The following is a 13524-nucleotide window of genomic DNA, read 5'->3' as shown; positions in this document are numbered from 1 at the left end:
CCCCAGAAAACGTCGTTAGGGGCGGGAAATCACCAGGCGACGCGCAGCAGCGACGGGCCGCGCACGATCACCCCGTACTCCCATTTCACGCCGTCGCGCCCGTCCGCGAGCCGCAATTCCGGGAACCGCTCCAGAATCGCTTTCAGCGCCTCCTGCAGTTCCAGCCGGGCCAGCTGCGCCCCGATGCAGTGGTGCGGGCCGTGCCCGAACGCGACGTGCGGGTTCGGGCTGCGGGTGAGGTCGATGACGTCCGGGTTCGCGAACACCTCCGGATCGCGGTTCGCCGCGTGCAGCGCGGGCAGCACCGGATCGCCCGCCCGCACCACGACGTCGCCGATCCGGATGTCCTCGCGGGCATACCGGGCGAACATCGCCGCGGTGTTGATCGGCACCCAGCGCAGCAGCTCCTCCACCGCGGTCGGCATGATCTCCGGCTGCGCCCGCAGTTGCGCGAGCAGCTCCGGCTGCGTCAGCAGGGTGAAGATGAAGCTCGGCAATGCCGAGGACACCGTCTCCACGCCACCGGTGAGCAGGCCCGCGCCGGCGATCGAGATGAGCTCGTTTTCACTGAGCTTGTCCCCGGCGTCGCGCGCGTAGACGAGCGCGCCGAGGAGGTCGTCGGTCGGGTCCTCGCGGCGTTGCGCGACCAGCTGGGCCACGTAGTTGTCCAGCTGATCGCCGTAGACGTCGAGCACGTCGCCCTTCGCCGTGGCGTCGCTGACCAGCGCCTGGGTCCACTCGCGGAAGATCGTGTGGTCTTCCTTGGGCACGCCGAGCAGGTTGCAGATCACCGTGACCGGCAGCGGCCGCGCGAGGTCCTCGACGAGGTCGCCGGGCGCGCCGTTCTCGATCATCGCGTCGATCAGCTCGTGCGTCAGGACGCGGACGCTCTCGCGCATCGCCTCCAGCCGGCGCGCGGTGAACGCCTTCATCACCAGGCGGCGCAGGCGGGTGTGGTCCGGCGGGTCCATGCCCATGATGCCGTCGCCCATCTGCTGACGGCGCATCCGCGGCTGGTCCAGGCCCTGGGCCAGCTCCCGGCTGAACCGCGGGTCCGCGCTCACCAGCTTGACGTCGGCGTACTTCGTCGCCAGCCACGCCTGCTCGCCGAAGGGCAACTGCACCCGGCTCATCGGCTCGTCGCGCTGCAACTGGTGGTAGGTCTCGGATACGGACGTCTCGTGCATGTCGAACGGATACGCCCGGACGGTACGGCGCGTGCTCATCGCGAATCCCCTCCGATCGCGGTCATCGGCTGCTCCAATGCCTGGGTGTCATGGGTGTGCTGGACGTACGAGAGCGCCGACATCAGCGTCGACGAGGTGATCCGGCCGCTCGGCGCGCGTTCGGCGATCCCGCGCAACGGCAGCGAACCGAGCTCGGACCACCCGAGCCGGCCGTCCGCGTCGAGCGTGCTGCGCGCCTGCCCCGCGTTGTCCGGGTGCAGGCAGTACGGCACGTCGAGCAGACCGCGTTTGAAGGCGACCACGAGCGCGCGGTCGAGATCGGCGTGGCTGTTGAGGACCGCGTCGACCAAGGCGTACGCCTCGCGGTACACCTGGTTGTCTTCGTCCACAATGGTCTTGACGCCTTTCGCCGAGGCTGCCGCGTGTTCGAGCGCGGTCACGTTCTCGGCGACGGTCGGGATCCGGTGGGCTTCGGCGGCGGTCTTGACGATCAGCCGTTCCGAACCGGTGCTCATCGCCAGCTCAGCCGCCTTGCCCAGCAACAACATCGCTCCGTCGGGCGTGCGCGGGAAGAGGCCCATGTAGGCGTAGATCACCACGTGCCAGGTCGCTTCCGGCAGGAACTCGGCGCACAACCGGCGCAACGCGGCAACGGCTTCGCGGTCCTGCTGCAGGTTCGTTTGCTGCGCGTAGCTCACCGAAATGCTGCGCACACCCTTGCGGTAGAAGAACAACGCTTCCAGCACGCTGATCGCGACCAGTTCGCTCGGCGGACACAGCTGTCCGAGCATGCAGCCGCCGAACGTCTCCAGATGCGGACGGCCGCCAGGATGTTCAGCGTCGACCAGCAGATCGCAGCAGTACGCCCAATTCCGCACGGATTCGTCGAGCGGCGTGCGGCTGTAAGGCAGGCAGTAGGAAATCGGGCCGCCCTCGGTGGCATGCAGCCCGGCGGCGATCATCGCGCGGAAGATGTCCACCGGCCGGGCCGAGCCGTGCCGGACCTGCACCGGGAAATCCGGGCCTTCGAGACCGTCGAGCATCGCCCGGGTCACCTCGGGCGGATGGTTGACGATCGGGTAGCCGTTGAGCGGAATTCCGTTGCGCAGCGCGTGTTCCGCGGAATCGGTGTCGCGGACGCGGGTGTAGCTGTCGAGCGTGAGCGTGCCGACAGTCGCGGCGTTCGCGCGCTTGGTCGCGACCAGCCCGGCGCGCATCGCGGCCGGACTGTCGAAGCCCATGCGCGGCTGCACGACCAGTTCCCCGGCCGCGTGCCGCTGCGCTACGAACCGCTCGAAGCTCACGCTCCCTCCAACTGGCTGACCCCGCCGGGAAGCGTGGCCGCGAAGTGCCGGAAGGCGGCGGCGTTCTGCTCGTCGAAGACTCCGTCGAACCCGGCGAACAGCAGTTCCGCGGTCTGTTCGTCGGAAAGCGGGCCTCCGGTGCCGAGTTTTCCGCCGATGACGATCGGCAGCCGGCGCAGCTCAGGAAGCGCCCGCAGCCGTTGCACGACCCGGAGCCCGTCCTGGTAGCCGTGGCCGTTGACGCTGCTCAGCACGAGCATCGACGGACGGCGGCTGACGCATTCGGACTCCAGCAGCTCGTCCGGCACACACGCGCCGAGGTTCACGACGTCGAAACCGAGTTCCGCCACCAAAAGTTCGAGGTAGACCAGGTTCCAGGTGTGCGAATCGGACGCCATGCTGCTCACGATCACCGTGCGCCCGCTGGGTTCTTCGACGATGCTGCCGCCGTAAGCGCGGACTTCCTCGCTCATGGCGACACCTCATAGGCTCGCTGATAGTCCAAACGGGACACCGAAATGACCTCGTCGCCGCGAACCACGACTTCGGTCGGCGCGGAACGGCCGAGGAAGCTGATCAGACTCGCGGTGACGCCGTACGCGCCCACGTTCGGCACAGTCAGCAGGTCCCCGGCCGACAGCTCGGGCAGCTTCGCGGCCTTCGAGAGCGAATCGCCGGGGGTACACAGTGGACCGACGAGTTGCCCCGGGTTGTCGCCGACCTGCTCGACCCCGACTGCGGCGGGCAGCAGGCGTCCAATGCCGGAAAGGCCGCCGACCACGTTGATTCCGGCGTCGAGAATGACGAACCGGTGGCCCCGGCTCTCCTTCACGTTCACGACACCAGCCAGCAGCGTCCCGCAGGTCCCGGAGAGATAGCGGCCGGATTCGCAAGCCAGCTCGACCTCGCCGCTACGCCACTCCGGCAGGTAGAGGTCAAGCAGCTGCTCCAAACCGTTGCGCAGCTTCGGGTAGTCGGTGCGCTCGCCGGGAACCGCGTACGGCGAAGAGAATCCGCCGCCGATGTCGAGCAGTTCCAGCGGCAGTCCCACTTCCTGGCGAAGCTGCGAGGCCGACTGCAGCACGAACTCGTACTCGCCGAGCAGCGCGTCCTCGTCCTGCGCGTTGCTCATGGTGAAGAAGTGCGCGCCGACGATCTTGGCTCCGGTGACCGCCTTGAACAGCGGCATCAGCTCGGGCAGAGTCTCGGCGTCGACACCGAACTGCGACGGGCGACCCATCATCCGGATCCCGGTCGACGCACTGCCCTGCGTGGTGTTCACCCGCAGCAGGCAACGCGCGACAGTGTCCTGCCGGTCCGCGGCGGCACCGACATGCTGCAGGTCGGTCAGCGATTCGACGGAGAACAACCGGACGCCCGCGGTGATCGCCGCGTCCAGCTCGCCGTCGGTTTTGCCCGGACCGGTGTAGAGGATGTCTTCCGGCGCGAACCCGGCGGTCAGCGCGTTGGCCAGCTCGCCGGTCGAGCTGATCTCCGCGCGGCAACCGCCCTCGCGGAGTTCGCGGGCGATCTCCGGATGCGGGTTGGCCTTCAGCGCGTAGTAGACCGCGAACCCCTCGGGCAGCAGGCTGAACAGCTGATCGCGCGATTGGGCGGTCACGTCAAGGTCGTACACGTAAGCCGGCGTGCCGAACCGTGCGGCCAGCTCGTCGTACTTGCTCATTTGCGGGCACCTTCCACCAGCAGGGCGAGTTCCTTCGTCGCGTTCTTGCCGTGCGCGGTGAGCGGGAACTCGTCCACGACGTGGCACAGCGCGGGCACCTTCTGCGGCTCGAGCCGCTGCGCCAGTTCCTTGAGCACCGTGGTCGGCGGCAGGTCGCTTTCCACGCAGATCGCCAGGTCGCGGGTCTCGCTCGGCGGGATCGCCCCCGCCGCGCGCACGCCCGGGATGTCCATCGCGGCCGCCTCGATCTCCAAAGTGGACATCCGGATTCCCTTGCGCTTGAACATGTCGTCGCGGCGGCCCTCGAAGTAGAGGTAGCCGTCCTCGTCGAGCCGGCCGTAATCGCCGGTGTGCAGCCGCAGTTCGCCAGTGGCCTCGTCGCGGCGGAACGCTCGCGCGGACAGCTCCGGGGCGCGCCAGTAACCGGGCATCACGTGCGGTCCGGCAGCCACGATCTCGCCGATTTCGCCCGCGGGCAACGGAGTCCCGTCGGCGGCGAGGATGTGCACGGTCGTGCCGGGCAGCGGAAGGCCCGACGAACCCGGACGTTCGGTGTCTTCCTCGGGCGGCATCACGGTGATCCGCTTGCATTCGGTCTGGCCGAACTGGCGGACGACACGCACGCCGGGGAAAGCGTCGCGGAGCTTCTCGATGGTCGAATCCGGCAGCGCCGCACCGGTGTTGGTGAACAGCCGCACCGGAGCCGGTTCGCGCTGGTCGCGCTCGGCCAGCGTGGCGATCATCGTCGCGAGCGAAGGCACGATCGGGACGACCGTCGCGCCGACCTCGCGCATCCGTTGCAGGAGGCGAAGATCGGACTCGGCGTCGGCGAGCACGATCTCGCTGCGGCCGAGCGTCGAGAGGAGGACTTTGTACAGGCCGTAGTCCCAGGACATCGGGAAGCGGCAGAAGACGACGTCGTCCTGGCGGTACCCCAGCACCGCCTGGATCGCGCCGGCCGCGAAGGTGACCTGCCGGTGCGGCCCGATGACGCCCTTGGGCGCGGCCGTGCTGCCGGAGGTGTAAACGAGGACCGCGACGTCGTCGAGGTCGACCTCGGTCGGCTCTGTGCGAGTCTTGTCGCGGTAAGCTTCTTCGACTTCCGTCCACAGTGGAGCGAATTCTTCGGGCTGCAGGATCAGCACCGGTTCGGCGTTCTCGACGACAGAGTCGAAATGGAACTGCTTCATCGCCGGATTGATCGGCACGAACACCGCGCCCCGCCGCGATGTGCCGTGGAAGAGCGCGACCAGCGCCCGGTCCGTCGGCAACTGCACCACCACGCGATCGCCGCGCCGCACCCCGCGCCGCGCGAGGACCGCCTCCACCGCGTGACTCCAAGCGGCCAGCTCGGCATACGTCCACACCCCCGCCCGGTCGCGCACCGCGGCGGCGTCCGGCGCACTGGCCACCGCCGCGTCGAGCAGGGCATGGACGAGAGAACCGGATTCGTTCACGACTGCCACTCCCGAAAGGATTCGTAGAATCACCGTGCCTGCGCGGGATAGCTCCCCGACGTCGGGAAAGTTATCCGCGCGCAGGCGGTGATCCACACCCCTAACGGCCCCTAGCTGGCAGTCTGCCGGTCCGTGAAGGGCTCCTTCCGGGAATCTGATTCCCTCAAGGAGCCCTTCACGAACCTTAAGCGGGGACGGGGCTGAGGATCTCCGCGGCGCGCCCGGCGAGCGTCTTCCGGTCGATCTTCCGGTTGGAATTCAGCGGGAACTCCTCGACATGCTCGTACCGTCGCGGGATCACGCCCTCGGGCAGCACCGCCCGCAACGCTCGCACCAGTTCGAGCACCGGCCGCCGCGGCCCGGTGTAGAAGACGAACAGCTCGGTCCCGGCGTCGCCCTGGACGCCGAGCGCCACCGCCTGCACCCCGCACGTCTGCAGCGCGTGCTCCACCTCGGTGAGCTCCACCCGCCAGCCGAGCACCTGCACCTGCGAATCGAGCCGCCCCAGGTACGCGAGATCGTCGCCGCCGAGCCGGCGCACCCGGTCGCCGGTGCGGTAGAAGCGCTGCCCGTCGCGGTCGAGGAACCGGCCCTTCTCGTCGGCCGGGTCGAGGTAGCCCGGCGTCAGCTGCGGTCCCGCGATGGCGAGTTCGCCCTCCCCCGCCTCGTTCTCGTCGATGAGCAGGTACTCGTGCCCCTCGTGCACCGCGCCGATCGGCACCACGCCGTTCACCGCGACGCGCGGGGTTTCCTCGTCGTCCCAGCGGTACCCGGCGACGGTGATGGTGAGCTCCGTGGGGCCGTAGAGGTTCTCGGTCACGGAATTGCCCGCCGCCGCCCGCCAGTCCGCAGTGTCGCGGACGGTCAGCGCTTCCCCGGCGAAAAAGCTCCATCGCAGGCCGGGCATCGCGCCCGGGGTGAGCCGTCCGGTGCGGCGCACCAGATCGATCGCGCTCGGCGTGGAGAACCAGACGGTGAGGCCGCGCTCCTCCACGAACGCCGGCACGTTCCGGTACGCCGCCGCCGGCAGGACCACCGCTTCCGCACCCGCGCCCCACGCGCAGAAGAGGTCGAACATCGCGCAGTCGAAGTTCAGGTCGAACGTCTGGGAGAAGACGTCGTCCGGAGTGAAGTCGTACCGCGCGTCGAGCAGGCCGAAGTAATGTTCGGTGGAGCCGTGGCCGATGCGGACTCCCTTCGGCCGTCCCGTCGAGCCCGAGGTGAACAGCACGTACGCGGAGTCCTCAGGTCGCACGTCCTTGGGCTCGCTGAGGGCTTGGGCCGCTTTCAGTCCTTTCTGGTTAGCCTCCGGAGCGAGGAGCGTCTTCACCGACGGAGCGACGGTCAGCCCGCGTTCGTCGGCGATGATCGCGTCCACCTCCGCGGCCTCGACCATCTGCGCGGTCCGGGCCGCCGGGAAGTCCGGCCGCAGCGGGACAACCGTGGCCCCCGCGTACAGCCCGGCCAGAATCCCGGCGTAGGCAGTGACTCCCTTCCCGGCCAGCACCCCTACCGTGTTCGCGCCGGACTCCGCCAGCGCACCGCCCCACAGCAACGCCCGCTCGTGCAGCTCGCCGTAGGTGAAGGTCTCCCCGCCGACGCTGACCGCCGGGCGGGACTCGGAACGGGCCAGACCGCGCAGGAAACGCGAGTGCAGTCCCGAGGTAGTCGTCGTGTCCATCGTGGTCCTCCGCGTACTGTGCCGATCGCTGCTGACCCGACCACAGTCACGGCCTCGTGGCTTCGCGGCAACGGTTGCGTGCCGGGTGGGGGGTCGGCCTGCTTTCGGCCGGATGAGCAATAGGGGTGCCTGCGCGTCGCCCGGGAGCGACGGCGCGGGGTAAAGTTCAAAACCGAACCGGGCGGTCGGTTTCCCTGCCTGGTGAAGTGCCCGACCCAGCCACCGGAGTAGCCATGTGGGACAGCTCTTTCGACGAAGCCCTCCGCCCGTACCTCCCGTTCCTGCCCGCTGACGAAGCGCTGACCGCCGAGACCCCGCTGAAGGAGTACGGCCTCGACTCGCTCGCCACGGTGGAACTGCTGGCGGTGCTGGAGGAGAAGTACAACGTCCGGTTCTCCGACGACGCGCTGAACCTGGAGACGTTCGAGAACCCCGGACGCCTCTGGACGACGCTGTCGCAGCTGCAGCCGGCTAGCTGACCCGCGAGGGACCCGCGCCGCGCCGCCGCGGCTGCAGCGCGAGCCGCGGGTTCACCGTGGTCACCTCGAACCGGCTGGTGGTGGCGCGGACGCGGCCGAACAGCGTGTCCGGCCCGGCCACCCACAGCTTGCGCACGCCGAGCTGTTCGAGCGACGAGACGACGTCCGGCCAGCGCAGCGGCTCGACGATGCTGTCCAGCAGCATCGTGCGGACCTGCTCGCCGGACCGCAGCACCGAACCGTCCTGGTCAGCGATGATCGGAAGGAGGGGATCATGGAAGTCGAGGCCGCCGAGCACCTCGTCCTCGGCCTTGCGCCGCAACGCGCCGAACGCACGCGAGTGCAGCGGAGGACGCATCGTGTACAGCGACAGCCCGCCCATGCTCCGCACGGTCTGCTTGAGCCAGTCGAGGTTCCGCTCCCGCACCGAGACCATGTAGAAGTCGTGGTCGATGTAGCAGGAGATGTCGGCCCACTCGCCGCGCCCGTCGAGTTCCGTCAGCGCGTCGCGCAGTTTCTCTTCCGGGGTGCGGACAAACGAGTGCGTGACGACGTCGGTGTGCTCGGTCGCGAAGAACTCGTCGAGGCATTGCGCGAGCTTCGCGGTCATCCACACCGCGTCCGGGAAAGTCAGCGAACCGGCGTACACGCTGGCCGGCTTCTCGCCGAAACTCGGGCCGGTGCAGTAGTCCGGGCTCATCCCGTACTCCTGTTCGGCCCACTCGGCGAGCGCGACGCAGGTGAGCATGAACCCGACCTGGGCGTACTCGGAGTAGTCGCCCTCGGCCTCGCGGAAGCGGTCGACCAGCGAGTAGCCCAGCCGGTCGTCGGCGTCCTTGATGAGCCTGCGCGCGAACGGGTTGATGAGCAGGAACTTGCCGAAGTCGACGAACCGGCACGGGCTCATCCCGGGGAACACGACCGCCGATCCGGCCTGGCTGGCCTCATCCATGACTGGCGACCTCTCTCTCGGCGGGGGAATGGACTTCCTGCAGGAATCCCAGCAGGATTTCGCGGAACCGTTCCGGTTCCTCGAGATGGGGGACGTGGCTCGATTCCGGGAGGATCTCCCAGCGCACGTCGTGGATCCGGTCGTAGTACGGCTGCACGGTGGCCGGGGTGGCCTCGTCGTGCGCACCGGAAATGAGCAGGGTCGGCACCTCGATGTCGTCGAGGCGGTCGACCACCGAATAGTCCGCGAGCGTGCCGGTGACGGTGAACTCGCTGGGGCCGTTCATCACCGAGTAGACGGTGTTGTTGTCGGCCATCTCCATGAACGAGGCGACGTAGTCGGGCGGCCACGGCAGCACGCGGCAGACGTGCCGGTCGTAGAAGACGCGCATGAGGTCGAAGTACTCCTGCGTGTCCGTGGTGCCCGCCGTTTCGTGCGCCCGCAGGCCTTCGTCGACGCCCGGCGGGAGCAGCGCGCGCAGCCGGTCCATCTCGCTGCGCCACAGCTCGTAGGACGCCGGCGAGTTGGCGATCACCAGCCCGCGCAGGCCGTCCGGACGCTCGGCGGCGTGCCGCGCGACGACAAGGCCGCCCCACGACTGTCCATAGAGGACATAGTTGTCCTCGATGCCGAGCCGGTGCACCAGATTGTCCAGCTCGTCGCCGAACAGCTCCGGGTTCCAGAACCCGGGATCGGCGTCCGGCAGCCGGCTCGACCCGCCGCTGCCGAGCTGGTCGTAGTGCACGACCGGGAATCCGTGCCCGGCGAGCTCGGTCAGGCTCAGCAGGTAGTCGTGCGTGCTGCCCGGCCCGCCGTGCACCACGACCACAGCGGGCGCCGCTCCTCCCGGTTGCCCGGTGACCCGGTACCAGGTGCGGTGCTCGCCGAACGGGACCCAGCCTTTCGCGGTGGGCGCCACGGCCATGCTCATCACCTCGTTCGCCTCCCTCGTCCGTCTCCGGCACAGCGCGGCCGGATCCGATTACCTGTCTATCTGCCGCGGCCCGCGCGCCATAGCCCCTAAGGGGCATCTAAAGCCGAGCCAAATCCTCCTTGCCCGTGCCGGATTCAGGGGTCCCCTACCGGGTGGGCGCGGGCCTGGCGCGGCCCTACCGTTTCCCTTGTTCTCCTGTGACTACGAACCCGGAGCTGCCGCGATGCGCGTGATGCTGATGGTCTTCCCGACGAGGACGCACGTTTACAGCATGGCTCCGGTGGGCTGGGCGCTGGCCGCGGCCGGGCACGAGGTGCGCTTCGTCGGGCAGCGCAACCCGCGCGAGGTCGCGTCGTTCGCCGAAACCGGGCTGGACGCCATGTGGTTCGGCGACGAACTCGACATCGCCCGGCACCGCCAGCTGCAGGTCGACGGCAACAACGCGATGCAGGGCGACTTCCGGATCTCCGAAAGCCGTCCCGAGTGCTACACCGACGAGTACGTCCGCAACGTGTACGAGCACTGGGTCGACGTGTTCCGCTGGACCACGCCGGACTCGCTGCTCGACGAACTCGTCCGCTTCGCCCGTCAGTGGCAGCCGGACCTCGTGGTGTGGGACCCGATGATCTACGCCGCGCCGATCGTCGCGCACGCGCTCGGCGTGCCGCACCTGCGGATGATGTACGCCGCCGACCAGACCGCCCGCATCGGCGCGCAGTACCGCGACCTCAGAGCCAGCCGCCCCGAGGACACCGCGCCGGACCCGTTCGTGGCGTGGATGTCCGCCGCGGTCGGCCGGTTCGGCGCGGACTACGACGAAGCCCTCCGCTACGGCGTGCGGACCATCGACTGCCATCCGTCGTATCTGCGGTACGACGGCGTGGACGTCGACTACGTCCCGGCCCGGTTCGTGCCGCAGAACAAGCCGATGGCGATCCCCGCGTGGGTCCTGGAGCGGCCGGAGCGGCCGCGGGTGATGCTCACCCTCGGCATCTCCAACCGGCAGGTGCTCGGCGTCGAGGAGACCTCGGTCGGAGATCTGCTGGACGGGCTCGCCGACCTCGACATCGAGGTGATCGCCACGTTGAACGCGAGCCAGCTCGCGTCCGTGCGCGCGATCCCGGACAACGTCCGCGCGGTCGATTTCGTGCCGATGAACGAACTCCTCGCCTCGTGCTCGGCGATCGTGCACCAGGGCGGCGGCGCGACGATCAGCAACGCGGTGGTGAACGGCGTCCCGCAGCTGGTCATCCCGGGCACCACGTGGAGCGAACGCGGCTCCGCGGTGGCTCAGGTGAAGCGCGGCAACGGATTGCTGGTGGACCTCGAGGACGTGACGCCCGCGAGTGTCCGCGACGGAGTGTGCCGGCTGCTGGAAGAACCGTCCTTTCGGGAGTGTGCGCTCGAGGTGCGCGACGAGATGCTGGCGACGCCCACTCTCGACGACCTCGTGCCGGAGCTGGAACGGATCGCGCTATGCCCGTGACGCGGCCTCCGACCATGCGCACGATCGGGTTTCTGGTGCTGAGCCTCCCGATCCGGCTCGCCGCGTTCGTGCTGATCCTGGTGACCATGCTGGTCGGCGTCGGGACGACGATGCTGTGGATCGGCATCCCGATCCTGCTGGTCGCGACCTCGCTGATGCGTTCGTACTGCGCGTTCGAACGACGCTGGGCGCACCAGATGCTCGGCGCCGCGATCGCCGAACCCGTCCGCCGCCGTCCGGCGGGCCCGGGCATGCTCGCGGTGTGGCAGGCGCGCCTGCTCGACCCCGCCACCTGGCGCGAGTTCGCGTTCGTGCTGATCGCTTTTCCGCTGGGCATCGTGGAATTCGTGGCGGGCGTCGTGTCCACCGCAGTACCTCCTTTCGGAATCTTCGTGGCGCCGCGCATCGGGGCGATGCACGGCGAGCTGGCGGCATCGTTCCTCGGCCCGAACCGCACCGCGCAACTGGAAGCGCGCACGGTGCAGCTGCAGAACTCGCGAGCACGCGGAGTCGACGCGGTGGAAGCCGAACGACGCCGGATCGAACGCGACCTGCACGACGGCGCGCAGCAGCGGCTGGTGTCCGTCGCGATGAGCCTGGGCCGGGCCCAGCTCAAACTCGATCTCGACGACCCGACCGCGGTCCGCGAACTCATCGGAGCCGCGCACGCCGACGCGAAACTCGCTGTCTCGGAGTTGCGCGACCTGGCGCGCGGGATCTATCCGCCGGTGCTCCAGGATCGTGGCCTGGACGCCGCGTTGTCTTCTCTTACCGCAAGAATGCCTATCCCTATTGAGGTCGAGGTTACCGTACAACCCCGTCCGCCCGCACCTGTCGAAACGACGACGTACTTCATCGTGAGCGAAACGCTCACCAACGTGACCAAACATTCCGGTGCCGACCGCGCGTCCGTGCGAGTGACCCGCGACGACGACACCGTGGTCGTGGAAATCACCGACAACGGCCACGGCGGCGCCTCGATGCGCCCCGGCGGCGGCCTGGCCGGCCTGGCCGACCGCGCCGCCACGATCGACGGCGTGCTCACCGTCGTCAGCCCCGTCGGCGGCCCCACCGTCGTACGGGCCGATCTGCCCGTCCGCTGGTGAATCCTGTTGTGGAGGCAAGGAAAATGCGCGTCGTGATCGCGGAAGACTCGGTGCTGTTGCGCGCCGGAGTGCAAAGCCTGCTCGCGGACGTCGGCATCGAAACCGCCGCCGCGGTGGACAACGGCGACGATCTGCTGGTGGCGATCCGAGACCACCGCCCCGACCTGGTCATCGCCGACGTCCGCATGCCCCCGACCTTCACCGACGAGGGCCTGCGCGCGGCTTTGGCCGCCCGCAAGGAAATCCCTGGCCTGCCGGTGCTGGTGGTGTCGCAGTATGTGGAAGGAAGCTACGCGGTAGACCTGATCGCGGAAGGCACTTCCGGCGTCGGCTACCTGCTGAAGGAACGAGTCGCCGACGTCGCGGATTTCCTGGAAGCCGTCCGCCGCGTCGCCGGCGGAGGTTCGGCGATCGACCCGGACGTGGTCGCGCAAATGCTGTCCCGCAGCCGGGATCCGCTGGAGGCGTTGACGGCGCGGGAAACCGAGGTCCTGGCACAGATGGCACAGGGCCTGTCGAACACGGCGATCGCCAAGGCGCTCGTGGTGACTCAGGGGGCGGTGGAGAACCACATCAGCAACATCTTCGCGAAGCTCGGCCTTGAGGCGAGCCGGGATCAGAACCGTCGTATCCGCGCTGTGCTTACGTATTTGGACAGCACCGCGGTGCACGCCTGATCCCCCAGCCGCCGCATCCACCCTGCCCCGCCGTACACGCCTGATTCACCAGATCGATACCGTGCAGATGTTCGACCGGCGGCGGTAGCTTGGGGATATGGATCTTGGACCTGTTCCCGTGTCGTCCGTTGTGGACGATGTAGTTGTTCTCCTGTGGCGCAACGCTTCCACTGCACACCGCCGGTCTTCGAGACCGGCACTCCGCCCAGCCCGGCAATCCCGAAGACCGATGCTCCGTGCGGCTGTCGAAGCCGGTAACGCTGTAGTGCGGAAAGCCCGCATCGCCTTGCGCCGATGCGGGCCCCGCTCCTTCGCTCCATCGCCGGACCTGGCTACCGCGCCCGCCAGCTCGTCGCCGGAACAAACCTTGTCGACGGTTGCCGAGGTGACGGCACGGCAATTTCCTCGCGCCCATTCCCCGCTGCCTGACCGACTGCGGCCAACGCCACCAACAACGCAGCCACTTCACCGTCGTCCGGATTCCCACGCACCACACGTACTGCGGGCGTTACCGCCGCAGCACCCTGGTCACCACGCGTCATGGCAGCTTCCAGCCCAGCCGAATCTCCCGGTGCCA

13 protein-coding genes are annotated in these 13524 nt (G+C 68.7%); 4 read left to right on the top strand and 9 right to left on the bottom strand.

The features are described 5' to 3' along the window. Window positions 1–29: 29 nt before the first annotated feature. From ABD156_RS14310 to ABD156_RS14285, 6 genes are all read right to left on the bottom strand, one after another. Window positions 30–1226 carry a cytochrome P450 gene (locus ABD156_RS14310; protein ID WP_344272061.1) on the bottom strand — a complete coding sequence of 399 codons (1197 nt, stop codon included), beginning with the start codon at window positions 1224–1226 and terminating at the stop codon, window positions 30–32. After that, window positions 1223–2491, bottom strand: a complete 1269-nt coding sequence (locus ABD156_RS14305) for a methylaspartate mutase (protein ID WP_344272058.1) — start codon at window positions 2489–2491, stop codon at window positions 1223–1225. Before ABD156_RS14305 ends, ABD156_RS14310 begins: the two co-directional genes overlap by 4 nt. After that, complete coding sequence (locus ABD156_RS14300) at window positions 2488–2964, bottom strand: cobalamin B12-binding domain-containing protein (protein WP_344272054.1); 477 nt, start codon at window positions 2962–2964, stop codon at window positions 2488–2490. The genes ABD156_RS14305 and ABD156_RS14300 overlap by 4 nt, the downstream gene beginning before the upstream one ends. Beyond that, complete coding sequence (locus tag ABD156_RS14295) at window positions 2961–4175, bottom strand: type III PLP-dependent enzyme domain-containing protein (protein WP_344272051.1); 1215 nt, start codon at window positions 4173–4175, stop codon at window positions 2961–2963. The genes ABD156_RS14300 and ABD156_RS14295 overlap by 4 nt, the downstream gene beginning before the upstream one ends. Then, on the bottom strand, window positions 4172–5641 hold the full coding sequence (locus ABD156_RS14290; RefSeq protein WP_344272048.1) for an AMP-binding protein: 1470 nt from the start codon (window positions 5639–5641) through the stop codon (window positions 4172–4174). The genes ABD156_RS14295 and ABD156_RS14290 overlap by 4 nt, the downstream gene beginning before the upstream one ends. 175 nt (window positions 5642–5816) lie before the next feature. Next, window positions 5817–7313 (bottom strand): AMP-binding protein, encoded by a 1497-nt coding sequence (locus ABD156_RS14285; RefSeq protein ID WP_344272045.1) that lies wholly within the window; start codon window positions 7311–7313, stop codon window positions 5817–5819. Between the two features lie 233 nt (window positions 7314–7546). Between ABD156_RS14285 and ABD156_RS14280 the strand changes: the two genes are divergently transcribed. Next, window positions 7547–7792: a phosphopantetheine-binding protein gene (locus ABD156_RS14280; protein WP_344272042.1), complete on the top strand. Its 246-nt coding sequence runs from the start codon at window positions 7547–7549 to the stop codon at window positions 7790–7792. Here the strand turns inward: ABD156_RS14280 and ABD156_RS14275 are convergent. Both ABD156_RS14275 and ABD156_RS14270 read right to left on the bottom strand, forming a co-directional pair. Beyond that, window positions 7785–8744: an ACP S-malonyltransferase gene (locus ABD156_RS14275; RefSeq protein ID WP_344272038.1), complete on the bottom strand. Its 960-nt coding sequence runs from the start codon at window positions 8742–8744 to the stop codon at window positions 7785–7787. The genes ABD156_RS14280 and ABD156_RS14275 overlap by 8 nt on opposite strands. Then, entirely contained in the window at window positions 8737–9669 is a 933-nt protein-coding gene (locus ABD156_RS14270) for a proline iminopeptidase-family hydrolase (protein ID WP_344272035.1), read from the bottom strand. Before ABD156_RS14270 ends, ABD156_RS14275 begins: the two co-directional genes overlap by 8 nt. A 232-nt stretch (window positions 9670–9901) precedes the next feature. On the opposite strand from ABD156_RS14270, the gene ABD156_RS14265 reads away from it, so the two are divergent. Genes ABD156_RS14265 through ABD156_RS14255 form a run of 3 tightly spaced genes read left to right on the top strand, consistent with a single transcriptional unit; the run spans window position 9902 to window position 12947 of the window. Beyond that, the gene (locus tag ABD156_RS14265) at window positions 9902–11164 is read left to right on the top strand and encodes a nucleotide disphospho-sugar-binding domain-containing protein (RefSeq protein WP_344272032.1); all 1263 of its coding nucleotides are present in this window, start codon (window positions 9902–9904) and stop codon (window positions 11162–11164) included. Continuing rightward, window positions 11155–12270 carry a sensor histidine kinase gene (locus ABD156_RS14260; protein WP_344272029.1) on the top strand — a complete coding sequence of 372 codons (1116 nt, stop codon included), beginning with the start codon at window positions 11155–11157 and terminating at the stop codon, window positions 12268–12270. Before ABD156_RS14265 ends, ABD156_RS14260 begins: the two co-directional genes overlap by 10 nt. Window positions 12271–12293: 23 nt before the next feature. Further along, on the top strand, window positions 12294–12947 hold the full coding sequence (locus tag ABD156_RS14255) for a response regulator transcription factor (protein WP_067580506.1): 654 nt from the start codon (window positions 12294–12296) through the stop codon (window positions 12945–12947). Window positions 12948–13279: 332 nt separating this feature from the next. Here ABD156_RS14255 and ABD156_RS14250 read toward each other — a convergent pair whose 3' ends face one another. After that, complete coding sequence (locus ABD156_RS14250; protein ID WP_344272024.1) at window positions 13280–13489, bottom strand: acyl-CoA carboxylase epsilon subunit; 210 nt, start codon at window positions 13487–13489, stop codon at window positions 13280–13282. Window positions 13490–13524: the final 35 nt, after the last annotated feature.

The sequence above is a fragment of the Amycolatopsis albidoflavus genome, from assembly GCF_039525725.1.
Taxonomy (GTDB): Bacteria; Actinomycetota; Actinomycetes; order Mycobacteriales; family Pseudonocardiaceae; genus Amycolatopsis; species Amycolatopsis albidoflava.
This window is presented reverse-complemented; position numbering and strand designations above follow the sequence as displayed.